Annotated in this window: 22 protein-coding genes and 2 pseudogenes; 15 read left to right on the plus strand and 9 right to left on the minus strand. The window is 64.3% G+C overall.

All coding sequences use genetic code 11. From position 1 onward, the window contains the following. Window positions 1–909, minus strand: a complete 909-nt coding sequence (gene glsB / locus Q8O96_RS27450) for a glutaminase B (protein ID WP_102863474.1) — start codon at window positions 907–909, stop codon at window positions 1–3. 504 nt (window positions 910–1,413) lie between these two features. Between glsB and Q8O96_RS27455 the strand changes: the two genes are divergently transcribed. Beyond that, window positions 1,414–2,667: a ferric reductase-like transmembrane domain-containing protein gene (locus Q8O96_RS27455; protein WP_207816147.1), complete on the plus strand. Its 1,254-nt coding sequence runs from the start codon at window positions 1,414–1,416 to the stop codon at window positions 2,665–2,667. Here Q8O96_RS27455 and Q8O96_RS27460 read toward each other — a convergent pair whose 3' ends face one another. Next, window positions 2,668–4,203 (minus strand): MFS transporter, encoded by a 1,536-nt coding sequence (locus Q8O96_RS27460; RefSeq protein WP_305949773.1) that lies wholly within the window; start codon window positions 4,201–4,203, stop codon window positions 2,668–2,670. It abuts the gene before it with no gap. Window positions 4,204–4,330: 127 nt separating this feature from the next. Between Q8O96_RS27460 and Q8O96_RS27465 the strand changes: the two genes are divergently transcribed. Together Q8O96_RS27465 and Q8O96_RS27470 are read left to right on the plus strand one after the other, a co-directional pair. Continuing rightward, window positions 4,331–5,245 carry a LysR family transcriptional regulator gene (locus tag Q8O96_RS27465; protein ID WP_102863471.1) on the plus strand — a complete coding sequence of 305 codons (915 nt, stop codon included), beginning with the start codon at window positions 4,331–4,333 and terminating at the stop codon, window positions 5,243–5,245. Beyond that, on the plus strand, window positions 5,242–5,790 hold the full coding sequence (locus tag Q8O96_RS27470) for a GNAT family N-acetyltransferase (protein WP_243433890.1): 549 nt from the start codon (window positions 5,242–5,244) through the stop codon (window positions 5,788–5,790). Before Q8O96_RS27465 ends, Q8O96_RS27470 begins: the two co-directional genes overlap by 4 nt. A 14-nt stretch (window positions 5,791–5,804) precedes the next feature. Here Q8O96_RS27470 and Q8O96_RS27475 read toward each other — a convergent pair whose 3' ends face one another. Then, window positions 5,805–6,725, minus strand: coding sequence for a carbon-nitrogen hydrolase family protein (locus Q8O96_RS27475; protein WP_305949774.1), 921 nt, complete (start codon window positions 6,723–6,725; stop codon window positions 5,805–5,807). 84 nt (window positions 6,726–6,809) lie between these two features. Here Q8O96_RS27475 and Q8O96_RS27480 point away from each other — a divergent pair, with 84 nt between their 5' ends. Then, the gene (locus Q8O96_RS27480) at window positions 6,810–7,745 is read left to right on the plus strand and encodes a LysR family transcriptional regulator (RefSeq protein ID WP_102863468.1); all 936 of its coding nucleotides are present in this window, start codon (window positions 6,810–6,812) and stop codon (window positions 7,743–7,745) included. Here the strand turns inward: Q8O96_RS27480 and Q8O96_RS27485 are convergent. Continuing rightward, the gene (locus tag Q8O96_RS27485; protein WP_011061196.1) at window positions 7,717–7,971 is read right to left on the minus strand and encodes a hypothetical protein; all 255 of its coding nucleotides are present in this window, start codon (window positions 7,969–7,971) and stop codon (window positions 7,717–7,719) included. The genes Q8O96_RS27480 and Q8O96_RS27485 overlap by 29 nt on opposite strands. A 235-nt stretch (window positions 7,972–8,206) precedes the next feature. On the opposite strand from Q8O96_RS27485, the gene Q8O96_RS27490 reads away from it, so the two are divergent. Next, window positions 8,207–8,527, plus strand: coding sequence for a YqjD family protein (locus Q8O96_RS27490; RefSeq protein ID WP_102863467.1), 321 nt, complete (start codon window positions 8,207–8,209; stop codon window positions 8,525–8,527). 56 nt (window positions 8,528–8,583) lie between these two features. Here the strand turns inward: Q8O96_RS27490 and Q8O96_RS27495 are convergent, their stop codons facing one another. Next, window positions 8,584–9,621: an Ldh family oxidoreductase gene (locus Q8O96_RS27495; protein WP_207165913.1), complete on the minus strand. Its 1,038-nt coding sequence runs from the start codon at window positions 9,619–9,621 to the stop codon at window positions 8,584–8,586. Window positions 9,622–9,911: 290 nt separating this feature from the next. Here Q8O96_RS27495 and Q8O96_RS27500 point away from each other — a divergent pair, with 290 nt between their 5' ends. Then, complete coding sequence (locus tag Q8O96_RS27500; RefSeq protein WP_102863465.1) at window positions 9,912–10,913, plus strand: FecR family protein; 1,002 nt, start codon at window positions 9,912–9,914, stop codon at window positions 10,911–10,913. A 52-nt stretch (window positions 10,914–10,965) separates the two neighbouring features. Here Q8O96_RS27500 and Q8O96_RS27505 read toward each other — a convergent pair whose 3' ends face one another. After that, complete coding sequence (locus tag Q8O96_RS27505; RefSeq protein WP_207165914.1) at window positions 10,966–13,299, minus strand: acylase; 2,334 nt, start codon at window positions 13,297–13,299, stop codon at window positions 10,966–10,968. Window positions 13,300–13,764: 465 nt separating this feature from the next. On the opposite strand from Q8O96_RS27505, the gene Q8O96_RS27510 reads away from it, so the two are divergent. Further along, window positions 13,765–14,145 carry a fe2+ zn2+ uptake regulation protein gene (locus Q8O96_RS27510; protein WP_102863463.1) on the plus strand — a complete coding sequence of 127 codons (381 nt, stop codon included), beginning with the start codon at window positions 13,765–13,767 and terminating at the stop codon, window positions 14,143–14,145. A gap of 17 nt (window positions 14,146–14,162) precedes the next feature. On the opposite strand, the gene Q8O96_RS27515 is transcribed toward Q8O96_RS27510, so the two are convergent. Both Q8O96_RS27515 and Q8O96_RS27520 read right to left on the minus strand, forming a co-directional pair. Continuing rightward, window positions 14,163–14,351 (minus strand): hypothetical protein, encoded by a 189-nt coding sequence (locus Q8O96_RS27515; RefSeq protein WP_042941707.1) that lies wholly within the window; start codon window positions 14,349–14,351, stop codon window positions 14,163–14,165. A 205-nt stretch (window positions 14,352–14,556) separates the two neighbouring features. Continuing rightward, entirely contained in the window at window positions 14,557–15,471 is a 915-nt protein-coding gene (locus Q8O96_RS27520) for a LysR family transcriptional regulator (protein ID WP_102863462.1), read from the minus strand. 118 nt (window positions 15,472–15,589) lie between these two features. Here Q8O96_RS27520 and Q8O96_RS27525 point away from each other — a divergent pair, with 118 nt between their 5' ends. Beyond that, window positions 15,590–16,585: an aldo/keto reductase gene (locus Q8O96_RS27525; RefSeq protein WP_115580120.1), complete on the plus strand. Its 996-nt coding sequence runs from the start codon at window positions 15,590–15,592 to the stop codon at window positions 16,583–16,585. 48 nt (window positions 16,586–16,633) lie between these two features. On the opposite strand, the gene Q8O96_RS27530 is transcribed toward Q8O96_RS27525, so the two are convergent. Beyond that, entirely contained in the window at window positions 16,634–17,170 is a 537-nt protein-coding gene (locus tag Q8O96_RS27530; protein WP_102863460.1) for a hypothetical protein, read from the minus strand. A gap of 551 nt (window positions 17,171–17,721) precedes the next feature. On the opposite strand from Q8O96_RS27530, the pseudogene Q8O96_RS31385 reads away from it, so the two are divergent. The 7 genes and pseudogenes from Q8O96_RS31385 to Q8O96_RS27560 form a co-directional block, all read left to right on the plus strand. Continuing rightward, window positions 17,722–18,759 (plus strand): annotated as a pseudogene (locus Q8O96_RS31385) (cache domain-containing protein); the annotation flags it as partial. A 339-nt stretch (window positions 18,760–19,098) separates the two neighbouring features. Further along, window positions 19,099–19,620, plus strand: a pseudogene (locus Q8O96_RS31390) (methyl-accepting chemotaxis protein); the annotation flags it as partial. A 79-nt stretch (window positions 19,621–19,699) separates the two neighbouring features. Then, the gene (locus Q8O96_RS27540; RefSeq protein ID WP_102863458.1) at window positions 19,700–20,155 is read left to right on the plus strand and encodes an SRPBCC family protein; all 456 of its coding nucleotides are present in this window, start codon (window positions 19,700–19,702) and stop codon (window positions 20,153–20,155) included. A gap of 85 nt (window positions 20,156–20,240) precedes the next feature. Further along, a complete protein-coding gene (locus Q8O96_RS27545; protein WP_250330575.1) occupies window positions 20,241–21,992 on the plus strand; it encodes a copper resistance system multicopper oxidase in 1,752 nt (583 codons plus the stop codon). Continuing rightward, window positions 21,982–22,911, plus strand: a complete 930-nt coding sequence (locus Q8O96_RS27550) for a copper resistance protein B (protein ID WP_305949775.1) — start codon at window positions 21,982–21,984, stop codon at window positions 22,909–22,911. The genes Q8O96_RS27545 and Q8O96_RS27550 overlap by 11 nt, the downstream gene beginning before the upstream one ends. Before the next feature lie 154 nt (window positions 22,912–23,065). After that, window positions 23,066–23,515 (plus strand): DUF411 domain-containing protein, encoded by a 450-nt coding sequence (locus tag Q8O96_RS27555; protein WP_102863455.1) that lies wholly within the window; start codon window positions 23,066–23,068, stop codon window positions 23,513–23,515. After that, window positions 23,512–23,949 (plus strand): YqaA family protein, encoded by a 438-nt coding sequence (locus Q8O96_RS27560; protein ID WP_102863454.1) that lies wholly within the window; start codon window positions 23,512–23,514, stop codon window positions 23,947–23,949. Before Q8O96_RS27555 ends, Q8O96_RS27560 begins: the two co-directional genes overlap by 4 nt. Window positions 23,950–24,284: the final 335 nt, after the last annotated feature.

Genomic DNA, 24,284 nt, shown 5'->3' on the forward strand with positions numbered 1-24,284 from the left:
CTAGAACACCGACCAGCCGATGCGTTGGCTGAGCAGCTCCAGGGCCGCCATGCCCACCAGGGAGTTGCCAGCGCTGTTGAGTTCAGGTGACCACACGCACACCGTGAACTGCCCCGGCACCACCGCGACAATCCCCCCTCCCACCCCGCTCTTGCCCGGCAAGCCGACCCGATAGGCAAAGTTGCCGGCTTCGTCGTACAAGCCACTGGTGGCCATGATCGAGTTGACCTGCTGGGTCTGGCGCCGGGTGAGGATCTGTTCACCGCTGTGCTTGCAGAAACCGTCGTTGGCCAGAAAGCAGAACGCCCGGGCCAGATCGACGCAGCTCATGCGCAAGGCGCAGTGGCTGAAATAACTGCGCAGCACCGCCTCCACATCGTTATGGAAGTTGCCGAAGGACTGCATCAGATAAGCCATGGCCGCGTTGCGGGCACGATGCTGGTATTCCGAATCGGCCACCCGGCCATCCACCATCACCTGACTGTTGCCCGACAGGCGCCGGACAAAGTCACGCATGGACAAGGCCGGCGCGGCGAAGCGCGACTGGTTGATGTCGCAGATCACCAGGGCCCCGGCGTTGATAAAGGGGTTGCGCGGCCGACCCCGCTCGAACTCCAGCTGCACCAGGGAGTTGAACGGCTGCCCCGAAGGCTCGTGACCCAGGCGCTCCCAGATCGCCTCGCCGGAATGACCGATGGCCTGCACCAGACTGAAGACCTTGGAAATACTCTGTACCGAAAACGGCGTGTCGGCGTCACCGGCGCTGAACACCTGGCCGTCGTTGCCATACACGGCAATCCCCAGCTGGTTGGCTGGCACATCGGCCAGGGCGGGAATGTAGTTGGCGACCTGGCCTTGGCCGATCAGGGGGCGGACTTCATCGAGGATCTGGTTCAACAGGGCTTGCATGGTCGGGCTCATCGTCACGGGCCCCGATACGGCTGCGGGGCTATGGCTGCTAGACGCGCGCCAGCGCCTGCGCAGCACACCCGTGTGCAAATCCTCCGCCACCTCGCAGGCGCCAGCCGGGCCAACGCCATCGCGGAGCCGGTTTGCCAACCCAAACACGCCCTAGCCCTGCACAGGTCTCGAAGGTCCCTTCGCCGGCCAGCCAACTGCTCCTCGCCCGTTGCAGCAATGCCCAGCATATGAAATCGAAATGTAATTGAGATTCGATCATTTTCAGCAGTCACAAAACACCGTATCGATGACCAACATCAGCTTGAATTAAGGTTCAAGCGCTAGAATGGCACCCGGTCACGCGCACAAAAACCTGTCATATCCAGCTTTACCCCAGCGCCACACCATTCCATGCATCGCTCCCTTTGGCAGCACCCACCCGTTGCAAAGGGGCCCTTTGCGGCAGTCGATGTTCATGCCATGACGGCATTTCCTGAGCGGAGTCATGCACCCTTGAAAACCTGGCACACGATCGTCGGTGTCCTGCTGATCACCACCTTCACCCTCCTGCTGGAGATTCCTTCCGCCACCTGGCTGACCTCCGCCACCCTGAGCATGATCCTGGGCAGCACGGCCTTGGCCTACATGGCCCTGTCCTGCCTGCTGGCCGCCCGCTGGGGCTTGGTCGAGCGCCTGTTCGGCGGCCTCGACCGGGTCTACGAGGTGCATAAATGGCTGGGCATCTGGGCCCTGGCGTTTGCCAGCTATCACCTGGTGTTCAAGGCCAACCTGGAAGAATGGAACAGCGTGCCGATCCTCGAACTGTCGAAGTACTGGACACGCCTGGTGCGCCAACTGAGCTACGTGGCCCTGGGCCTGATCGTGCTCCTGGCGCTGAACCGCAACATTCCCTACAGCCAGTGGCGCTGGTGGCACAAGCTGTCCGGCCCACTGTTTCTGATCGTCATCCTGCACGGGCTGAGCTTCAAGTCGCCCATCACCCTGGACTCGCCCTCGGGTCTCTGGCTCGGCGCGCTGTGCATCCTCGGAGTGCTCGGGGCCCTGTACAAGCTGCTGCTCTACCCTTTCGTGGCCAAGGTCGGCGAGTACCAGGTGAGCGCGGTCAAGGTGGAGAAGAACTCCCTGCACCTGGAACTGACGCCCCTGGGTCGGGGCTTTCCGTTCAAGGCCGGCCAGTTCGCCTTTTTGTCGATGCAGGAAAAGGGCCTGCGCGAGCCGCACCCCTTCACCATCGCCAGCGCCCAGAGCGAAGACGGGCGCATCGAATTCGTGATCCGCGCCCTCGGCGACTACACCCAACGGCTGCGCAAGCAGGTGCAAACCGGCATGCGCGCTGACCTCTACGCGCCTTATGGTCGCTTCAAGCGGCCTCGGGAAGCGGCTCGGGAAATCTGGATCGGCGGCGGCGTGGGCATCTCGCCGTTCATTGCCTGGCTGCAGGATTCGGCCGCCGGGCAGTTCGACAAGGCGACCCTGGTGTACTGCTACAATCCGTCCCGGGCCTTTCCCAGCGTCGACACCCTGCAAGGCATGGCCCAGGCCCGTGGCGTGGACTTCGTCGCCAACAGCGGCGGCACCGAATCCCTGGCCCAGACCCTCAAGCGCACGGCCACGGAAACCGACCCGCAGCAGATCCAGATCAGCTTCTGCGGACCCAAGGGCCTGCTGGCCCAGGTGCGGGAGTTGATGAACGAGTACCGGATTCCCGAAGGCAACCTGCACTACGAGTTCTTCGAGTTCCGCTGATCAGTCACGGGCCTGAAACGGGCGGCGCGGCTCATGCAACGCCACCCTCACCACCAGGGCAGCCAGCAGGGTGATGACCATCAACACCTGCAACAGCTGGCTGAACGCCTGGGAGTAGATGTGCAGCAACCCTTCCCGGGACAACGTCGGCAAGGACCCGGCACTGGCCGCCAGATCGCCACCGGCCAACTGCCGCGCGGCCAGCAGCGACTCCCCCGGTGGTGCCAGGCTTGCAAGGCCGTGCTGCAACAGCCCCGCCAGCAGCGCCACCACCAAGGCCAGGGCAATGCCCTCACCCGCCACCCGGGTGGTACTGAAGATGCCACTGGCCATGCCGGCCCGCTCCTTGGGCACCACGCTCACCGACAGCCCATCCATCAAGCCCCAGGGCAATCCGCTGCCCAGGCCGATCAGCAGCAATGGCCAGGCCCGCTCGATCGCGGCCTGCCCCGGCTCGATCCGACTGAGCCAGAACAGCCCGCCAGCGGCCACCAGCAAACCCAGGCTCGACAGGTTGCCGGCGCTGAACCAGCGGTTGAGCCAGCCCGCGGCAAAGGGCACCACCAGCATCGGCGCCGACAGGGCCATCATCAGGATGCCGGCGTCGATCTCGCTGTAGCCTTCGACGCCGATAAAGCGGATCGGCAGCAGGATCAGCAGCACCACGTAGCAGTAGCAGGTGGCGATGGGCAGCACTTGCACCCCGACAAAGCGCGGGTAGCGAAACAGCGACAGGTCAAGCATGGGCCGCGAGGCCCGGCGCTCCACACCAATGAACAGCCCCAGCGCCAGCAGCGCTCCCGCCAGCAACAACAGGACCCAGGGGCTGTCCCAACCACTCTGGGGCGCCAGCAGAATGCCCCAGGTGAGCAACACCAGGGCCAGGGTGAAACTCAAGGTGCCGGGCCAGTCCACGCCCTGGGCCTCGGGGTCCCGGGATTCCTCCATGCGCGGCACGCCAAAGCCCAGGGCCAGACCGCCGATCAGCGCTCCGGAGACAAAGATCCCGCGCCAGCCGCTGTGCTCGATCAGCACCCCGGCAAGGATCGGCCCAAAGGCCAGACCGACGCCGAAGGTGGTGCCCAGCAGGCTGAAGGCGCGGGTTCGCGCAGGCCCTTCGAAGGCCTGGGCCAGGGCGGCCGAGCCACCGGCCAGGGCAGCGGCGCCTGCCAGGCCCTGGACTGCGCGCAACAGGTTGAGCCACAGCAGCGACGGCACGAACACCAGGGCCAGGGAGCTCAGGCCGAACAGCGCCACTCCCAGGCTGAACAAACGCTTGCGACCGTACTCGTCGGCCAGGGTGCCGGCCGCCATCAGCACACTGCCAAAGGTCAGCATGAAGGCGTTGGTGGTCCAGCTCAGGGCCAGCGGGCTGCCCCCCAGTTCGCGGCCAATGGCCGGCGTCGCCACCGCCACGCCGACAAAGGTCAGGGGCAACATCAAGGCTGCCAGACAGACCGCGGCCAGTACGCCATAGGAAGCCCGCTCGCGGGCACGGGCCGGCTGCCCCAGGGACAATTCGAGTTCAGGATTCACACACACCTCTCAGCCCTGGCAACCCGGGCGCTTTGCAGAAAAATCCATGATAGGGGTGCCGCAATAGGCGAAAAACCAGGCATTCTTCCGCTCTTTACGGACAAAAACGCTGTAATCGAGGTGAGCGATGGACAACCTTAACGGCCTGCAGGTGTTTGTCTGCGTGGTCCGCAGCGGCAGCCTGGTGGGGGCCGGCGAGCGTCTTGGACTGTCCGCCTCAGCGGTGGGCAAGGCCCTGGCGCGCCTGGAACAACGACTCGGTGTGCGCCTGCTCAATCGCAGCACCCGGCGCCTGAGCCTGACGGACGAAGGCGCGCTGTTCTACGAGCGCGGCCAGCGTATCGTCGACGAGGTGCTGGAGGCCGAGGCCGAGCTGGCGCGGATCAGCGACAAGCCCCGAGGCCGGCTGCGGGTCAGCCTGCCCGCCATCGGCTATCGCATGCTGCTGCCGATCCTGCCGGAATTCGCCGCGCGCTATCCGGACATCGAGCTGGACCTGGACTTCAACGACCGGCTGATCGACGTGATCGCCGAAGGCGTCGACGCGGTGATCCGCAGCGGCGAGCTGCCAGACTCCCAACTCAAGTCCAGGAGCCTCGGCCCCTTCGGCTTCGTGCTGATCGGCGCCCCCGGCTACTTTGCCCAGCGCGGCATCCCGCACACCCCCCAGGACCTGGAGCGGCACGCCTGCCTGCGCTACAAGTTCCCCGGCGGCAACGTGCTGCAGCCATGGAATCTGCGCCTGCCCGACGGCGCGCCACCGCTGGTAATGGGCCGCGCCCTGACCAGCAACAACCTGGAATCGTTGATCCACGCCGCAAGCCAGGGCCTGGGCATCGCCTACGTGCCCGAATTCGTGGTTTGCGGCGCCCTGGCCGACGGCAGTCTGATCTCGGTGCTGGACGACTATCAGCAAGAGCGCGGCAAGTTCTCCATTCTCTGGCCCAGCAGCCGGCACTTGCTGCCAAAATTGCGGGTCTTCGTCGACTTTCTCAGCCAGCGACTGAGGCTAGGCAACGCCCACAAGGAGTCCCGCTCATGATCGACCCTGTTCCCACCCTGCACACCGAACGCCTGCTGCTGCGCCCCCTGGAACTGGCGGATGCCGAGGCCATCCAGCAGCTTTTTCCGCAGTGGGAAGTGGTGCGCTACCTCAATGCCATGGTGCCTTGGCCCTACCCGGCCGACGGCGCCCTGAGCTACCTGCGGGACATGGCCCTGCCGGCCATGGCCCGGGGCACAGAATGGCACTGGACAATCCGTTTGCGCAGCGAGCCCAAGCAAATGATCGGCAGCATCAGCCTGATGGACGAAGCCGACAACAACCGCGGCTTCTGGCTGGCCCCGCCCTGGCAAGGCCAGGGCTACATGAGCGAAGCCTGCACCGTGGTCGACGAGTTCTGGTTCGAAGTGCTGCAACGACCGCTGATGCGGGTGCCCAAGGCTGCGCCGAACCAGGGCTCGCGGCGCATCTCCGAGCGTGGCGGCATGCACCTGGTGCGCTCCGAGAGCGGCGACTTTGTCGGCGGGCATTTCCCCCTGGACATCTGGGAAATCACCCGCGAGCAGTGGCGCCGCCGACGCTGAACAACACCGGCGACTCAGATAAAGCGCACCCCGGATCGGGGGCGCTGGTCCACGCTCAGTTCAAACACATCCGGACGCGCATAGTGGCCGACGACGTCGTAGTCATAGCGGGCCTTCACCAGGTCAGCCGTATCGATCTCGGCACTGATCAGCCCGGCACTGCCCACCAGCGGCCCGGCCAATACATCGCCCATGGGCCCCACGATGACGCTGCCACCGGCAATCAGCGGGCGCTCTGCCGGCCAATTGGCGATCTTCAGCCCCAGCTCCTGGGGCGAGGCCTGGACCTGACAGGCGCTGACCACGAAACAACGACCTTCATGGGCGATGTGACGCATGCTCACCTGCCACATCTCGCGCTCGTCCACCGTGGGCGCGCACCAGACTTCGATGCCCTGGGCGTACATCGCGGTGCGCAGCAACGGCATCATGTTTTCCCAGCAGATCACCGCGCCGACCCGTCCCACCTGGGTGTCCAGCACCGGCAGGGTCGAGCCGTCGCCCTGGCCCCAGATCAGGCGCTCGGTGCCGGTGGGCATCAGTTTGCGGTGCTTGCCCAAGAGCCCCTGCTGTGGATCGAAATACAGCGCCGTGCAATACAGGGTGCTGCCACTGCGCTCGATCACCCCCAGCACCAGATGGGCTCCGGTACGGGTCGACAGCCCGGCCAGCGCCTCGGTCTCCGCACCCGGCACATCGATGGCATTGGCAAAGTAACGGGCAAAGGCTTCGCGTCCCTCCGGCAGGCGGTAACCCATTTGGGTGCCGAAGCCTTCGCCCTTGGGATAGCCCCCCAGCAGCGCTTCGGGCATCACCACCAACTGCGCACCCGCTTCGATGATGGCGACCTCATAGGAGAGGATCTGCTCCAGGGTGGCGGCCTTGCCTTCTGGCAAGGCCCCGATTTGCAGCGCGGCGACGATGGACTTGGGCATGACATGACTCCTCGAACGATCAGGTGTTGCGCATTGTCCTGCCGCCGCTGATCATCGATAAACCCCAACCCAGTGCTTAATGATATGAACCAGATGAATATCGCCAGCGTCGACCTCAACCTGCTCAAGGCTTTTGAAGCCCTGCATGACGAGTCCAGCGCCAGCCGCGCAGCCCTGCGCCTGGGAGTGACCCAATCGGCCATGAGCGCAGCCTTGCGCCGCCTGCGCGAGTTGTATGGCGATCAATTGTTCGTTCGCACTGGCCGCGGCCTGGCGCCGACCCTCAAGGCCAATCAATTGAAACCGGTGGTCACTGAGGCCCTGAACAAATGTCGCCAGAGCCTGGCCATGGTTGCCCCGGACAGCGCCGATTATCAGGGACGCTCGGTGACGGTCGGCCTGTCGGATGATTTCGAGATTGCCTACGGCCGGCGCCTGATCGAGGCCGTGGCCCGCAGCGCACCCAAGTTGCGGCTGATCTTCCGCCAGACCCACAGCCAGATCGTCGCCGAGGCGCTGTTGCAGCGCAGCGTCGACCTGGCCATCAGCGCCGGTGGCTTTGCCGAGCGCCTGCTCAGTCGGCAGGTGCTGGGGGAAGGCGACTACCTGTGCCTGGCGGACCCGGCCAGCCTGGAGCCCGGGCAACGACAGATCGACCTTGAGGAGTTCGTTCGACGCGAACACCTGCTGGTGTCATCACAGGGGTTTATCGGCATCACCGATGAAGGATTGGCGAATCTGGGGCTCAGTCGCCAGGTCTGCGCCTCGACCACGCATTTTGCCGCGCTGCCCTTTCTGCTCAAGGGCAGCCAGGCGGTGGCGACCATTCCTGCCCATGCCGCGCGGCGCATCGCCGAGTTCACCGGCCTGCAGCTGCTGCCCTGCCCCCTGGCGCTGCCGCGCTATCCGATCGAACTGGGCTGGCGCACCAGCCCGCAGATCGACCCGCTGCTGGTGAAGGTACGTGAAGCGATTGTCGAGTGTTTCGCGATTACTTGTTCGCCGCCATCAGTCGATTGACTTCACTGCGCACCATGTTGGAGTACTCCGGCGGCGACATGCCGTCCAGTTCCGCGCGCACCCACTCGGCCCACTTGCCCTTGCGCTTGCCGCGCTCGCCGAACAACCGTGCCGCCTCGCCCTTGGCCTTGCCCAGGTTGCTCTGCCACAAGTCGAACAGACGGGACTTCTCGTCCTCGATGGCGGCGCGTTCGGCCAGGGTCTTGTTAGCCAGATTGAAACTCATGGGGAAATTCCTGCTGCGTAAAATAGGCGCCATCTTACACTGTAGGGGCTGACGGTTTTACTCAAGGGTGGCGAGCAAGGCGCAAAATGGCTGCAACTTTTGCCCCAGCGCCAGACTCCATTGCTTGTACCCGATGACTGCAGCCGCTGCCGCAGGCTGCTATCGACTTGGGCAATACGCCTGATACCGCAGGCGTGCCCTTGCACCACCGACCACATTTCCAAGGAAAAACTTCATGGCTCGCAAATCTGCCGCGCAAGCGGAAAACGATCAAATCAAGGACCAGGCCTTCAGCGAACTGCAGGCGCTGATCGAAGAATCGGAAAAGCTGCTCAAGGGCAGCGCCAGCCTGGTAGGCGAAGAAGGTGAGAGCTTGCGCCAGCAAGTGAGCCTCAAACTCAAGCAGGCGCTGGACTCGGTGAACAACGTGCGCGAACGCAGCAAGCCGGTGGTGGATGCCACCGAGCAATACATCGGTGGCCACCCGTGGCAGACCGTGGCCATCTCCGCCGGCGTTGGCCTGGTGGTCGGCCTGTTGCTGGGCCGGCGCTCGTAACCGCCCCGCTCGCTCCAGGGCCAGGCGCGCCAGTGGCGGCCTGGCCTTTTTTCGTTTCAGGCCTGCGCCAGCGCCCGCAGCTGTTGCAGTTGCTCCACGCCAATGGCGATTCCCTTTTGCAGCGAACGCTCGCGCTGCTGATGCCGACGATCCCCCGGTAGGCGCTTGAGTCCCACCGCGTGCATCTGCCGCACCAATTCCTGGCTGCGCTCGGCAAAGCTCTGTCCGGCGGCCTTGCTCGGGTCGATGACGATCAGCAACTGCCCGGTCCAGGGCGTCTTGGCACCGGGATGGTTGGACCAGTCGAACTCGAAGGAGAAGTGACCTCCGGTCAGGGCCGCGGCCAGCAACTCCACCATCATCGACAGGGCCGAACCTTTGTGGCCGCCAAACGGCAGCAAGGCGCCGCCTTCGAGAATCGCCTTGGGGTCCTGGGTCGGCTGCCCCAGGCTGTCGACGCCGATGCCAAGGGGCAAGCGCTCGCCCTTGCGCGCGGCGATCTGCACATCGCCGTGGGCGATGGCACTGGTGGCCAGGTCGAAGACGATCGGCTGGCCCTGGCCCTGGGGCGCGGCGAAGGCAATCGGATTGGTGCCGAACAACGGCCGGTCGGCGCCGTGAGGCACGACACAGGTCATGCTGTTGACCACGCTCAGGGCCACCAGCCCCTCTTCGGCAAAGGGCTCGACATCTGGCCAGAGTGCAGCGAAATGGTGCGAGTTACGGATCGCCAGCACCGCAATCCCGGCGTTGCGGGCCTTGCTGACCAGCCGCTCGCGAGCGGCCGCCAGGGCCGGTTGGGCAAAGCCGTTGCCAGCGTCGACCCGGACAAAGGCCGCCGCAACGTCTTCCACCACAGGCACCGCCCGACCATCGACCCAGCCACTGGCCAGGGTCGAGACATAGCCGGGGATACGAAACACACCATGACTCTGGGCACCGTCGCGCTCGGCGGCGGCGCAGTTCTCGGCCAGGCAACGGGCCACTTCGGCGCGACAGCCATGACGCAGGAAAATCATCTCCAGCAACTGCACCAGGGCCGGCAGAGAGAGGTATTCGCAAGGCGTTTCAACATCCAGGGACGATGCAGACATCTGAAGCTCCAGAGTAATTATTGGAGGGGGCGACAGCGTGTGACCCGGCGATTAAACAACGCTGACTGTTGGCCCTGTCAACCCGATCCCATGGCTCGCAAGGAAGGTGCCAGCGTTGCTGGCCAACCGACACGGCCGTCAGGCATGCCCATTTGTAGACACTTTGGATACATAGCGGGTTTTCAGGGCATGGCCGATGAAAATAAGTTCACTTTGATGCGCATTAGCCATGACGGCTGTTCTACAAGCCTTGCGCCGGAGGGTAGAATGCGGGAAATCAGGAAGAGTCAATGAGCGAACAGATCCTCTCAGAAGCCGAATACGACGCCATTACCCAAGCTGCCGCGCAATGGTGCATGCGTTTGCATGAAGCCGACTGCAGCGATGCGGAGCGTCTGGCCTTTCAGCAATGGCATGATGCCGACCCCCTGCACGCTTTCGAATACGAGGCGATGCGGGAGATATGGGAAGTGGCCGATCAACTGCCACCCTCCACTCTGGCGCCGGCTCCGGTCAAGCCTGCCCCCCGGCGCACCTGGCAGCATTACGGCGCGGCCGCGGCCGTCGCCCTGTGCGCCCTGCCCCTGGCCGCCTACAGCGGTTGGGAACTGGGCTGGCTGCCATCGTCCTACGAGCATTTCGAAGCCGGCGACAGCCTGCGCAACGTGACCCTGGCCGACGGCAGCCAGGTGGAACTGAACCTGGGCAGCAGCCTGACCTACAGCAACTACAAGGATCAGCGCCGGGTCACCCTGAAGAAGGGCGAGGCGTTCTTCAAGGTCAGCCACGACAGCAGCCATCCGTTCGTGGTCAAGGCCGCCCAAGGCCAGATCAAGGTCACCGGCACCCAGTTCAACGTGTGGATGTATGAGGATCAGGTACGGGTCACCCTGCTGCAGGGCTCGGTGCTGGTCACCAGCAATACCGCGCTGCCCGGCGAAGGTTTCCGCCTGGAACCGGGCATGCAGGCTCACTACAAGGATGGCGATTACGCGCCGCAGATCAGCCAGACCTACAGCAACGACAGTTCACTGGCCTGGCGCAACGGCAAACTGGTGCTGGACAACCTGGCCCTCAGCGATGCCCTGCCACTGATCAATCGCTACCTGGACACTCCGGTGCAGCTGGCTGACAGCTCGACCGGCAAGATCCGCGTGGGCGGCATCTACAACACCCGGGAAATCAGGAGCCTGCTGACTTCGTTGCCCAAGGTGCTACCGGTCTACCTGACGCGCAATCGCGACGGCAACCCGGTGATCAATTCGTTGCCCCAGTCCCCGCCAAAAAGCTGAAGGCCGCCCCGTTACGGGGGCGGCCTCGATTCCAGTCAACCTCTGACACCCACTACTTGGCCAATGGCTGCGAATCCCGGCGCGGCTCCTGGATCAGTTGCGACTGATACTGGCCATCGGCGCGGATCTGCGCCTCGGTAAAGGGCAGCACACTCCACTGATTCCGGGCAAAGGCCTCGGTCTGGTCGCGAAAGTGCGGCGACGCCGGATCGCTGGACAGGGAAAACGCCAGCAGGCCCAGGGCCCGCGGCCCCTGCTCATCGAAACTGACCACATTCAGGTAGCTGGTGCCGCTCACCACCTCGCGCTTGCCATCGGCACCCGGCACGCTCTGGATAGCGTTGTACACCCCCAGGCTTTCCGGGCCGCCAGGCACCGGGGTCGGCCGCCCGCCCTGGCTCACCTGCTGGATATCGCCCCAGCGCACATCGGCACCCAGCCCGGCCTGCGCCACTTGCTGCGCCGAGGCCAGCATCGCCTCACGCAGGGCCTGGGCCACTGCTGGACGGCTGATGGCCAGGCCCCGTGGCGTGTGCTGCGGGTCCTTGGGGTCGAAGGCGACACGCCAGATATCCGGACGCTGCAACAGCGGCTGCATGATGCCCTGGAAATGCACGAAGCCCAGGCCCGTCTGCAACCCGGCGCTGCGGTCCCAGGACTTGAGGCTGGCGCACAGCGCGGCCAGTCGCTGGGCGTCGGGGCCCAGGTCCTGCGCGCAGAATTGCAGCAGGTCCGGCATCACCTGACCGGCCAGGTACACCTGATCATCGGTGACCATATGCTGCAGATCGCTGACCTGGGCCTTGGGCATCCGGCTCAAGCGATCCAGGGCGAAACGCGCACGCATCTTCAGGGGTACGTCCTGCTGGCTGATCACCGGCGAGAAGCCCTGCAGCGGCGCCGCCGGGTTGACCATCCAGGCCGAGTCATTGGAGTGCTGCAGGTAATCGTTGCGCGCCAGTTGCGGCAATTGGCCAGCGGCAAAGATCCCCGGCTGGGCCGCCGCCGGGTCGATGTCCCAGGCGCAGGTGCTGCGGGAACCATCAAGGACGATGACCTGGGTGCCGACCCGCGGATCGCTGCACTGGGCGAGCTTGGCCTGGGTGACGTTGGGCACCACCGACTGGTTCATGTACAGCGCACGGCCCTGGTCATCTGCCGCCAGGGTGTTGACCCAGGGAATGCCCTGCAGCTGATGCACGCTGTCTTGCAGGCCCGTCACGCTGTCGGCCTGGTTCATCGCGTACCACTGGGCCAGCACCCGGGTGTTGTCGAGGTTGGCATCACGCAGGCTGTAGGCATGTTCGCGGTCCCAGTCCAGCTCCCCCGGCCACTGCACCACCGGGCCGAAGACCGAGCTGTAGAGGGTCCGCGACTCGCTATGCAACTGGCCATCCGCGCCTTTGACCTGCACCGTCACGGTCTGGCGCTCCAGGGGTTGCGAGCGGCCATCGAGCAGATAGCGGGTCGGGTCCTTGGGGTCCAATTGCAGGCGGTACAGGGTGAAATGCTTGGACGCATCCACCGTGTGGGTCCAGGCCAGGTGCTGGTTGAAGCCGATATTGATCAGCGGCAGGCCGGGCAAGGCGGCCCCCATCACATCCAGCTGGCCGGGGATGGTCAGGTGCATCTGATAGAAACGCATGGCGCCGCCCCAGGGGAAATGCGGGTTGGCCAGCAGCAGACCGCGACCGTTGAACGAACGCTCGCTGCCGATGGCCACCGCATTGCTGCCACGGTCCAGGGCGAAACCTTGCTGGCGGGCTGCCGCCAGTTGCCAGTGCCCCTTGCTCAGTGCCGCCTGGGCCGTGACGCCCGGGGGCGTGGCTCCCGCCAGGGCCTCGGCGAACTGCCCGGCGCCGCCTTCCACCAGCAGGCGCCGGGTCAGCTTCACCAGGTCCGAGGTGGCCAGCGGCCGTACCCAGTCACCCTGGCACTGCTCGGGCAGCCCCCGAACCCGGCGCTCCGCCAACTGGCGGTTGTAGCCCTCGACATAACCCTGCATGCGCTCACGCACCGCCGGGGTCTGTGCCTGCCAAAAGCCGGCCACCGCCTGGGGCGTGTTCAGCCAACTGAAAAACACATCGCTGCTCAGGTTGTCCCGCTGCTCCAGAGTCTGACCTTCGGCACCGAAGTACCTGGCCCGCTCGGCGTTCACCGTCAGCACTTCATTGGCCATCAGGCACAGATTATCCTGGGCATAGGCGTAACCGATGCCATAACCCAGGCCGCGCTCGTCGCTGGCACGGATATGCGGGACACCAAAGCTGGTGCGGCGAATCTCGGCACGGGTCGGTTCGGGCTGCGCCTGTGCATGGGCACCGCAACTGAGACTTAGAAACAGGGCTGCAAGGCAAAAATGCGGTAACTGCCTGGAAATGATCACGCCGACTCCTGATGCAAAAATACAGAACCAGGACTGGTGTGCAGGAAGGGTTTGGCAACGCCGCCAGTCTGGGAATCCGGCCGCGCACGGATCAACCGACGCCTGCCTGCCCCTATGGACGAATGGCCGCTGAAAAAATTACCCCCCGCAGGACAACACCGACCTGGCGATGACAGGTCAGTGACTTGATACCGACAATTTTTCTACATCCCGGGCTTCATGATTCGCCGTGCTCGTTCGTCTAGTTACTAGGATCTGTACGAAAGCTCACCGAGCAAAGATCAGGCAAGGCAAAAACAGGCGAGGAAGCGGAGTGTAGGGACCTACATGAGCATTCCGAGCCTGTTTCTACGTCGCGCCGAAGGCGCGAAGTGCGCAGCATGATCGAAGCGCAGGTCGTTTTCGGACAGAACCTAGAGCACCCATCATTCTTTTCCTGATACGGCTCTGCTAAGGAGTTTTTGCATGTACAACCCGCAACTGCCAATGGACGGCATCACCGTGAACAACACGCCTTCCCTGAATGCCGGCGCCGGTGTCTTCGGCAAGAACGCCGAGCGCAACAGTAACGAACGGATCAAGCAGCTGCTGAAAAGCTTTGGCCTGCGCACCAGCCTGATTCGCCTGAAAGTCATCGACGCCCTGCTCACCGCCGCCCAGAGCGAGCGCTCCCTGGGTGTGCGGGGGGTCCACAGTCAACTGCTGGAACTGGATATTCCGCTGTCGTTTCTAAGCGTGCGGGAAGTCTTGAAGCGCCTGTGCAGCGAGGGCGTGCTGACCCTCAACGCCGACAAGAGCTACAGCCTGCACCAGCAGGCTGCGGCAGTGCTCGACGGTCTCTCCTGAGACGGTCGAGCCACGGCTCAGGGCTTGACCTTGCGGCGCATCACGCCATTGATCACCACCACGACCACCGCCACACCAATGGCGATGTACTGGAACAGTTTTTCACTGATGACGCCGTGGTTCTGCAGGTAGGAAAGGCCAAGCATGATCCCCAGTACCACCAGGGAAATCAGGATCGAGTATTTCAAGCGTTGTGACTGGGTCATTGCGGGGTCCTGAAGCTGAAAATGTATCCGCCGTGTATCAAGAACGATGCCAAGCACCTACCCGGATTCGGGGATGCGCCGGGGAAATCGGGGTCACATGGTACAGGCGCGAAAGAGATTTTTCTCCTTCATCGTCCTGTCGAGTTCCCTGTGCCCCAACCAACGCCCGCCCTGCCGCGGGCGTTCTGCTGTCTGTGGCCCGCCTTCAGGGGCGCGAGGTGCCATTGCCAGGGCGGGCGAACAGCTCCAGCAACCAGTCGACGAAGACCCGCACCCGGGTCGACAGATGACGCTGGGGCGGATACATCGCGGTCAGCGGTAGCGACGGCACCGGAAAGTCCTCCAGGACCTCGCGCAAGACCCCGGCCCGCAACTGTCGGGCTACGTTGTAATACGGCGTCTGCACCAGTCCGTAACCGGCTTCGCAGGCCGCCAGGTAGCCGTCGGCGCTGTTGACCGCCACCTGCTTGGGCAACTCCATCGGGCGCAACTGACCATCGATGTAGAACTCCAGGCCATAACGCTTGCCGCTGACACTGGAGAAATACTCCACCATCCGATGCCCTTGCAGGTCGGCCAGCGATTGGGGCGTTCCCTGTTGCTGCAGGTAGCCCGGGCTGGCGCACGTCACTTGCTGCAACTGCACCAGCGGCCGGGCCACCAGGCTGTCATCCAGGGTCGGGCCGCCCCGCAAGGCGCAATCCACGCCCTCACGGATCAAGTCCACGGGACGGTCATTGAGGCCGATCTCCAACTCGATCAGCGGGTAGCGGGCAGAAAACTCCGGTAACGCGGGAATCACGATCAGCCGACCGATGCCCACCGGCATATCGATGCGCAAGAGCCCCCGAGGGTTGTGCCGGGTCACGGAAAATGCCGCTTCGGCCTCCTCCAGGTCCGCCAGCAGGCGCACGCAGCGCTGGTAATAGGCGGCGCCGTCCAGGGTCGGGCTCACCTGACGGGTGGTGCGGTGCAGAAGCTGCACGCCCAGATGAGCTTCCAGTTGCTTGATCAGGATGGTGACCGAAGCCGCCGGCATGTGCAGATCCTCGGCGGCCCTGGCAAAGCCGCCCAGCTCGACAATCCGGGTGAAGACACGCATGGCATTGAAACGGTCCATGAAACAGGCTCACGATTATTTAGATAATGATAATAGTGATAGCGCTTTTAGCCTGTTTATACAGATTTTGTCGAGTAGCACACTGAGCGCTCTTTCCCCCTCATCGGAGTATTGAGCGATGCACACTCGACAACTGGGCCATCAGGGTCCGCAGGTTTCCGCCATTGGCCTGGGCTGCATGGGCATGAGCGATTTCTACACCACCGGCAACGACCCCAAGGAGGCCGTCGCCACCCTGCACCGCGCCCTGGAACTGGGGATCAACCTGCTGGACACCGCCGATATGTACGGCCCCCACAGCAACGAGGAACTGATCGGCCAGGCGATTCGCGGCAAGCGCCAGCAAGTATTCCTGGCCAGCAAGTTCGGCATCGTCCGCGATCCGGGCGATGCGCAGGCTCGCGGCGTCAACGGCCGTCCCGAATACGTGCGCGCCTCCATCGACGGCAGCCTGCGGCGCCTGGGCGTGGACACCCTGGACCTGTATTACCTGCATCGGGTTGACCCGGACGTGGCCATCGAAGAAACCGTCGGCGCCATGGCGGAGCTGGTCCAGGCCGGCAAGGTGCGCTATTTGGGCTTGAGCGAAGCCTCGGCCAGCACGCTTGAGCGCGCTCATCAGGTGCATCCCATCAGCGCCCTGCAAAGTGAATACTCGCTGTGGAGCCGGGATCAGGAAGACAACGGCTGCCTGGCCGCCTGCCAGCGCCTGGGAATCGCCTTTGTCCCTTACAGCCCGCTGGGCCGTGGCTTTCTGACCGGCGCCCTGAACAGCCCGGAGGACTTTGCCGCCGACGATTTCCGGCGTTCCAACCCGCGTTTCCAGGGCGAGAATTTCCAGCGCAACCTGCAACTGGTGAAGCAGGTGCAGCAACTGGCGGCGGACAAACAGGTCAGCGCCGGGCAACTGGCCCTGGCCTGGGTGCTGGCACAGGGCGACTACCTGATCCCGATTCCCGGAACCAAGCAACGGCGCTATCTGGAGGAAAACGTGGCAGCGCTGCAGATCCGCCTGAGTGCTGCGGAGCTGGCTTCGCTGGAGGGCATTTTCAGCCCGCAGGCCACCGCCGGTCTCCGGTACACCGAGGAGGTGATGGCGCTGCTGGATCGCTGACGCAAAAAACGCGGCGCGGGCTCGGCAAGAGCGCGCGCCGCGGCTGGATCAGGCTTTGGCGGAGACGTTCTTGTCGGTCACCGTAGTGCCGTTGCCCTTGCCATAGTTCTGCAGGCTCTGCAGAACGTAGATGGCCTTCTTGTACTCGGGAACCAGGTAGTTGGCGTACTTGTTGCCCTTGATGTTGTTGTTCTGGATGTCATCGAGCTTCATCGCGAAGTATTCCAGGGCATTGAACGGCTCATCCGGGTTCTTCGGAATGCCGAAACGGTCGAACTTGTCGCCGGCGTTGATCAGGTTCAACGCGGTGATGTCGGAAATCAGGCCGTTGTTCTTGAGGAAGGTACTCATGCCACCCAGGGACTTGGTGGTCACGTTGGTCGGGTCGAAACCCTTGATCTGCTTGTGAAGCTTCAACTGGTCCATCTTGCGGATATCCAGCACGGTGGGGTTGCTTCCCACCAGGCTCAACATCTGCCGTACCTTGGCACTTTGCGAGACCGGCTTGGAGGAACCGCTGCCACCGCCGTCCTGCACCAACAGACCCGCCTTGCTGGTCCAGCCTCCAACGTATCCGATTGCCATGCTGACACTCCTGTAGTCCGGCTTGCCAATCCTCCTGTTCAGCCTGGCCCAGAGAGGACCGAAAAAGTCTTATCTGGCGTCTGAAACTGGGTGCAAGCCGTGTTGAATCATCTGAATGGGCGCAAGTATCAACGCCAGGACGACCTCCCAACAACGCTTTATTTCCACAAATTACAATTTCTGTACAAACTCGACACAATTAGCCGGAAGGCCCGATTTAAGCGGCGCCGGCTGTTTGCAGCACCCGCAAACCGTGATCTTTTCCTGCTGGCGATCGAACCGTTCAGCGGCTGCCTGCCCCTCCTCTGTGTCACCTGAGACACTTTTCAACGACATCGAAGTTTTTTTGGACGATCGTACTAAAGAGCAGAAAAACCGCGCCGACATCCTGAGGATGCCCCGACAAGGCTCCCCCCTCTCCAAATAATAAAAAACGCTCGGTAAGGACAGGTCCCATGCCCGCTTTGCGCACGATTCAAGCCCGCTACACGCTCTTTCTGGTCCTGTTCATTGTCCTGATGCTGGTACTCACGGTCGTGGGCATCAGCCAAATGGTGGCGCCCAAGCTGCGCCATACCGAGGAACAGGTGGTCCTCAATCGCATCGCCGAAGTGGCGCAGCGCATCCAGGGCGAGTTGAACAAGGTCCAGGCCCAGCAACGCAGCATCACCCAGACCGTGCCCCTGCTCGACAGCGACAGCATCGACAAGGTCCTGCCCGGCCTGGTGGACCAGTACGGCGAGCAGAAGGTCTTCGGCGGCGGAATCTGGCCCCTGCCCGGCCAGCGCACTCCGGGGCGCAACAAGCACAGCACCTTCTGGCACCGTGATGCGTCGGGCAAGCTGGTGGTCAACACCTTCTGGAACAGCGACCCGGCCCCCAACTACTACGACCAGTCCTGGTACAAAGGCGGCCTGCAGAGTGCTCCCGGCCAGTGCGCCTGGGCCGCGGCCTACAAGGACGACGCCAGCGCCGAGCCACGCACCAACTGCGCCATGGCCATCCGCCGCGACGGCCAACCCTGGGGCGTGGCCACCATCGACGTCACCCTGGGTTTCTTCAACGACCTGGTGGCCCGCCAGGAGAAAGAGCTCGACGCCCAGATGCTGATCGTCGAGGCCGACGGCAAGGTCATCAGCAACAGCTCGCGGATCAATGGCCCGATCGTGCTGAAGAACATCCGGGAACTGGCCGCCGGCTCGCCCTTCGCGGCCCAGGTGCAGAGCGCCCTGGAACGTCGCGACAACAGCGCCCAACGTATCGAGTTCGATAACGCCGGGGTGCCCAGCACCTTCTTCATGCGCGCCATCGAAGGCACCCCCTGGTTCCTCGCCAGCGCCCTGCCCACCCAGCTGATCACCGCACAGCGCGACGATGTGCTGAGCACCCTGAGCCTGTTGCAGATCCCCATGGTGATCCTGCTGGTGCTGCTGCAGGTCTATGCGATCCGCCAACTGGTGCAGCGGATGAAGATCCTCAAGGGCAATATCGATGCCCTGGCCACCGGTGACGCCGACCTGACCCGGCGCATCGTGATCCGCGCCGAGGACGAACTGGGGGCCATCGGGCACTCGGTCAACCACTTCATCCAGTACCTGCAGAACATGATCGGCGAAGTCACCCAGGCCACCGAAGCCATGGCCGGCAGCCTGGCGCAGTTGCAGCAGACCTCGGCCCACAGCCAGCAGATCCTGATGCGCCACGCCTCGGAAACCGACCAGACCGTGACCGCCATCACCCAGATGAGCAGCACGGCCGACAGCGTCGCAGCCAACGCCGCCCAGACCGCGGACTTCACCCGGCGCGCCAACGAGCATGCCGAACACTCGCGGGTGGTGGTGGGCGAAGCCTCCGGCAGCGTGATTGCGCTGATCGACGAAGTGGCCGATGCCACCCACAAGGTCGAGGCCATGCAAGCCGACGCCCAGCGCATCACCGAGATCCTCGGGGTGATCGGCGCGATCGCCGGGCAGACCAACCTGCTGGCCCTCAACGCCGCCATCGAAGCAGCCCGGGCCGGGGAACAGGGACGCGGCTTTGCCGTGGTCGCCGATGAGGTCCGGGCCCTGGCCGCGCGGACCCAGGACAGCACCTCGCAAATCAACGAAATGCTCAGCCGCCTGACCCAGGGCGTGAGCTCCTCGGTCAGCGCCATGGAAAACACCCAGGCCAGTTGCCAGTCCGCGGCGGACGCCACGGCCCGGGTCAACAGCGGCCTGGATGAAATGGCCGACTCGGTGAACCAGATCAACAGCCTGAGCACCCAGATCGCCACCGCCGCCGAACAGCAGAGCGCGGTGACCGAGGAGATCAACCGCAGCATGGTCAGCATCCGACACATGGTCGAGGAACTGGTGGAGAGTGCCCGGGCCGGTGAAAGCAATACCCAGAGCCTGTTGCAGGCCAATGCCCAGGTCAGCCACCTGATGAGTCGCTTCAAAGTCCGCTGAACGGTCTGCCGCCGCCGCTGGCACCCCCAGGCGGCGGGACTATATTGGAGGCTCCGGTCACAAGGAAGTGGGGTGCATCATGGGCCAGCGCCAATCACATCTGCTGCAAGAGCGGCTCAGCCACGAGCTGTATATCCAGGCCGATATCGACACTGTCTATTACTACGTGACCCAGCCGGACCGCTGGCCGGAGTGGCAGCCCTCCTGCCTGCGGGCCGACACCGGCTTTTGTGGCTCGCTGCCGGCGGGTCACCGCTTCAGCGAAGTCATGAATCTCCTCGGAATACAGATCCCCATGAGCTATCGCGTGCTGAACGCGGTATTTCCCAAGGAGTTCAAGGCCGTCTTCAGCTCCGCAGCGCTGGACGGCACTGTCCATTACCAACTGAACAAGCACAGCGACGGCACGCTGTTGCGGCACACGCTGGACTATTACACCGACCTGCAACTGAGCGGCCTGCGGGCGCGCATGGAACAGCTGTCGGCCCAGGCCCTGGACAATCTCAAGCAACATCTGGAGCATCCGGGCGACTGACAAATCTGTAATGCCCGCCTCAGTTTCCTGACAGCCAGCGCTGATTAGAGTCCCCTCCAATCCGCTGACCGACTGGAAGCCTGCCATGCCGTTCCCCCCATCAAGACACAGCCCGTCCCGCCGCACCTTCGTCAAGGCCCTGGCGGCCGGAGGCGCTCTCGCCGGTCTGGGGCTGTGGCGCAATCCGGTCTGGGCCATCAGCAGTCCGGGTCAGCCCGAGGTCGCGGCAGGCACCGATTTCGACCTGTCCATTGGCCAGTTGCCGGTGAACTTCAGCGGCCAGCCGCGCCAGGCCATGACGGTCAACGGCAGCCTGCCCGGCCCCCTGCTGCGCTGGCGCGAGGGCGACCGGGTCACCCTGCGGGTGCGCAACCGGCTGCACCAGATGACGTCGATCCACTGGCACGGGATCATCCTGCCCGCCGACATGGACGGCGTACCCGGCCTGAGCTTCGAAGGCATCGAGCCCGGCGGTCTGTATCGCTATTCATTCCCGGTCAAGCAGCACGGCACCTACTGGTACCACAGCCATTCCGGACTCCAGGAACAACTGGGGGTGTACGGGGCACTGGTGATCGACGCCCGGGAGCCGGAGCCCTTCACCTACGACCGCGACTACGTGGTGCTGCTATCGGACTGGAGCGACGAGGCGCCGGAACAGATCCTGCGCACCCTGAAAAAGCAGTCCGACTACTACAACCGGCACAAACGCACCCTCGCTGACTTCATCGAAGACGTCGGCCGCGACGGCTGGGCCGCCACTGTGGCCGAACGCACGATGTGGGCGCAGATGAACATGACCCCCACCGACCTTGCCGACGTCAGCGGCGCCACCTACACCTACCTGCTCAACGGCCAGGCACCGGACAACCACTGGACCGGGCTGTTCCGCCCCGGCGAACGCCTGCGCCTGCGGCTGATCAATGCCTCGGCCATGACCTACTTCGACCTGCGCATTCCCGGCGTGAAAATGACCGTGGTGGCCGCCGATGGCCAGCACGTGGAGCCGGTATCGGTGGATGAGCTGCGGATCGCCGTGGCGGAAACCTTCGACGTGCTGGTGCAGCCCAGCGCCGGTGCCCATAGCCTGTTCGCTCAGGCCATGGACCGCAGCGGCTATGCCCTGGGCACCCTGGCCAGCGCCCCCGGGCTCAAGGCCACGGTGCCGCCCATGGACCCGCGCCCGTTGCTGAGCATGGCGGACATGGCCATGGGCGCCATGGATCATGGGGCCATGCCGGGCATGAACCACGGAACCATGGCCGCGATGGAGCACAACGCGGTGAACGCCGCGATCCGCCACCCGGCCTCGGAAACCAACAACCCGCTGGTGGACATGCAGACGCTGAACCCCACGCCGCGCCTGAACGACCCCGGCCTCGGCCTGCGCCACAACGGCCGTCGGGTGCTGACCTACGCCGATCTGAAAAGCACCTTCGCCGACCCCGACGGCCGCGAACCGAGCCGTACCCTGACCCTGCACCTGACCGGCCATATGGAAAAGTTCGCCTGGTCTTTCGACGGCATCGCCTTTGCCGAGGCCGAGCCCCTGCGCCTGGAGTATGGCGAGCGGGTGCGGATTGAACTGGTGAACGACAGCATGATGAGCCACCCCATCCACCTGCATGGCATGTGGAGCGACCTTGAGGACGAACACGGCCGTTTCCAGGTGCGCAAGCACACCATCGACATGCCGCCGGGCACCCGCCGCTGCTACCGGGTCACGGCCGATGCCCTCGGGCGCTGGGCCTTCCACTGCCATCTGCTGTACCACATGGAGAGCGGCATGTTCCGCGAAGTCCGGGTCGAAGAACGGGAGGTGCCCCATGCCGATTGAGACGCCCCTGCTGCCACTGCTGCCGGGCGGGCTGACCGGTCTCGGCCTGGGCATCGTCCTGCTGGCCTGGCCCGGTATCCCGGCCCATGGTCAGTCCATGCCCGGCATGGACCACGACACCCGGGCACCACAACAGATGCCCGGGCACGACATGCGCGGCATGGATCACTCCGCGATGCCGGACCTGCCAGTCACAGCCCCCTTGCAAAGCCGTACGCCGATTGCGCCGTTGACCGATGCCGATCGCCGGGCGGTCTATCCAAGCGCGGCCGGTCACGTCCTCCACGGCAAGTCGCTGAACAGTTTTTTCCTGGTGGAGCGGCTCGAATGGCAGGACGCCGAGCGCGGCACGAGCCTGGGCTGGGAGGTCAATGGCTGGATAGGTGGCGACCGTGACCGGCTGTGGCTGCGCAGCGAAGGTGAACGCACCCGGGGCGTCACTGAGCATGCCGAGCTGCAAGCCCTCTGGGGCCATGCCATCAGCCCCTGGTGGGATCTGGTCAGCGGCCTGCGTCAGGACTTCAAGCCCGGCACGGCCCAGACCTGGGCAGCCCTGGGCCTGCAAGGCATGGCGCTGTACAACGTCGAAAGCCAGGTCACCGCCTATCTTGGAGAAGGCGGCCAGAGCGCCTTGCGGGTCGAGGCCGACTACGACCTGCTGCTGACCCAGCGCCTGATCCTGCAGCCGTCGGCGCAACTCAACCTGTATGGCCGCAACGATCCGCAACGGGGCCAGGGCGCCGGCCTGGCCGACAGCGAAATCGGCCTGCGGCTGCGCTATGAACTGCGCCGGGAATTCGCACCTTATATAGGTGTGACCTGGAACCGCAGCCACGGGCGGACCGCCGACTACGCCCGCAACGACGGCGAACCGGACAACGGCGCCCGCCTGGTGCTGGGGCTGCGAATGTGGTTCTAGAACCCTTGCTGCGCGCCCGGGGCTTGGTATCAACTTGAAACAAAAGCCGTCGGCAGCTGGCAAAAAAAGCCGCAAAATGCACCACCCCCAGCGTGTCCCCACAAGGGCCGGCCCTGCCAGCGCCCCTTATTCAACAGCGACAACGAGACTTTCGATGAAAACTTCACTGCGTCTGGCGGCCCTGTCCGCCCTGCTGATCGGCTCCCTGGCTCAGGCGAGCGAACTGATCCCCATCGACGTGCACCGCGACGCCAACTGCGGCTGCTGCAAAAAGTGGATCGAGCACCTGCAGGATAACGGCTTTGCCGTCACCGACCACGTGGAAAGCAACATGAGCGCGGTCAAACAGCGCTTGGGCGTGGCCCCGCGCCTGGGCTCCTGTCACACCGCAGTGATCGACGGCAAGTTCGTCGAAGGCCACGTGCCCGCTGAACAGGTCCTGGCCTTGCGCAAGCGCGACGACCTGCTGGGCATCGCCGCCCCGGGCATGCCCATGGGCTCCCCCGGCATGGAAATGGACGGCATGGGCGCCGACGCCTTCCAAGTCATCGGCCTGACCCGTGACGGCCAGGATGTCGTGGTAGCGGACTACCCGGCCCGTTGATCGCCAGCGCCTACCTCGGCCTGTTTCTCGCCGCCTTCGCCGCCGCCACCCTGCTGCCCCTGCAGTCGGAAGCGCTGCTGGTGGGCCTGCTGCACAACAGCCAGCTGACGGTACTCGGGCTCTGGCTGGTAGCAACCCTGGGCAACGTCCTGGGCTCCCTGGTCAACTGGTGGCTGGGGCAGCGCCTTGACACCTACAAGGAGCGTCGCTGGTTTCCCGTTAGTCCGAAGCACCTGGAGCGGGCCCGGGTGCACTACCAGCGTTACGGCCACTGGACGCTGCTGCTGAGCTGGATGCCGGTGATCGGCGATCCGCTGACCCTGGTGGCAGGCGTCATGGGCGAACCCCTCAAGCGTTTCCTGCTGATCGTCAGCCTGGCCAAGGGCGCCCGCTACGCCGTGCTGGTGTGGCTGACCCTGGGCTGGCTCGGCTGAGCCGCTCCGTGCTCAACCGGGCCTTGGGTCGCCAACAGATCCCCGGGGCCCTGCCCATTTTCGGGCAAGGCCACCAACGATCTGCACCAACCCCTGGCGCGCCCTCACCGTTTTCGCGCCGAGGCCATTTCAGCCGCGCTCTGCTGCGGTGCACGGCCGACCTTTCGTCGGGATGGATCCGTCGCCCTGCGCCCACGCCAAATCAACGCCCCGCCCTGCCCGACGCCGCTCTAGGTTCTGTCCTAGACTGATTTTCGCATTGTGACCGAGCGGTCACTTTGGCATTGAAAAAGTCGAAACTTTTCGCGTCGGCCCAAGGTCAGGTTAAAGGTAGG

Source organism: Pseudomonas sp. LPH60, assembly GCF_030718165.1.
GTDB classification, from domain to species: domain Bacteria; phylum Pseudomonadota; class Gammaproteobacteria; order Pseudomonadales; family Pseudomonadaceae; genus Aquipseudomonas; species Aquipseudomonas danubii.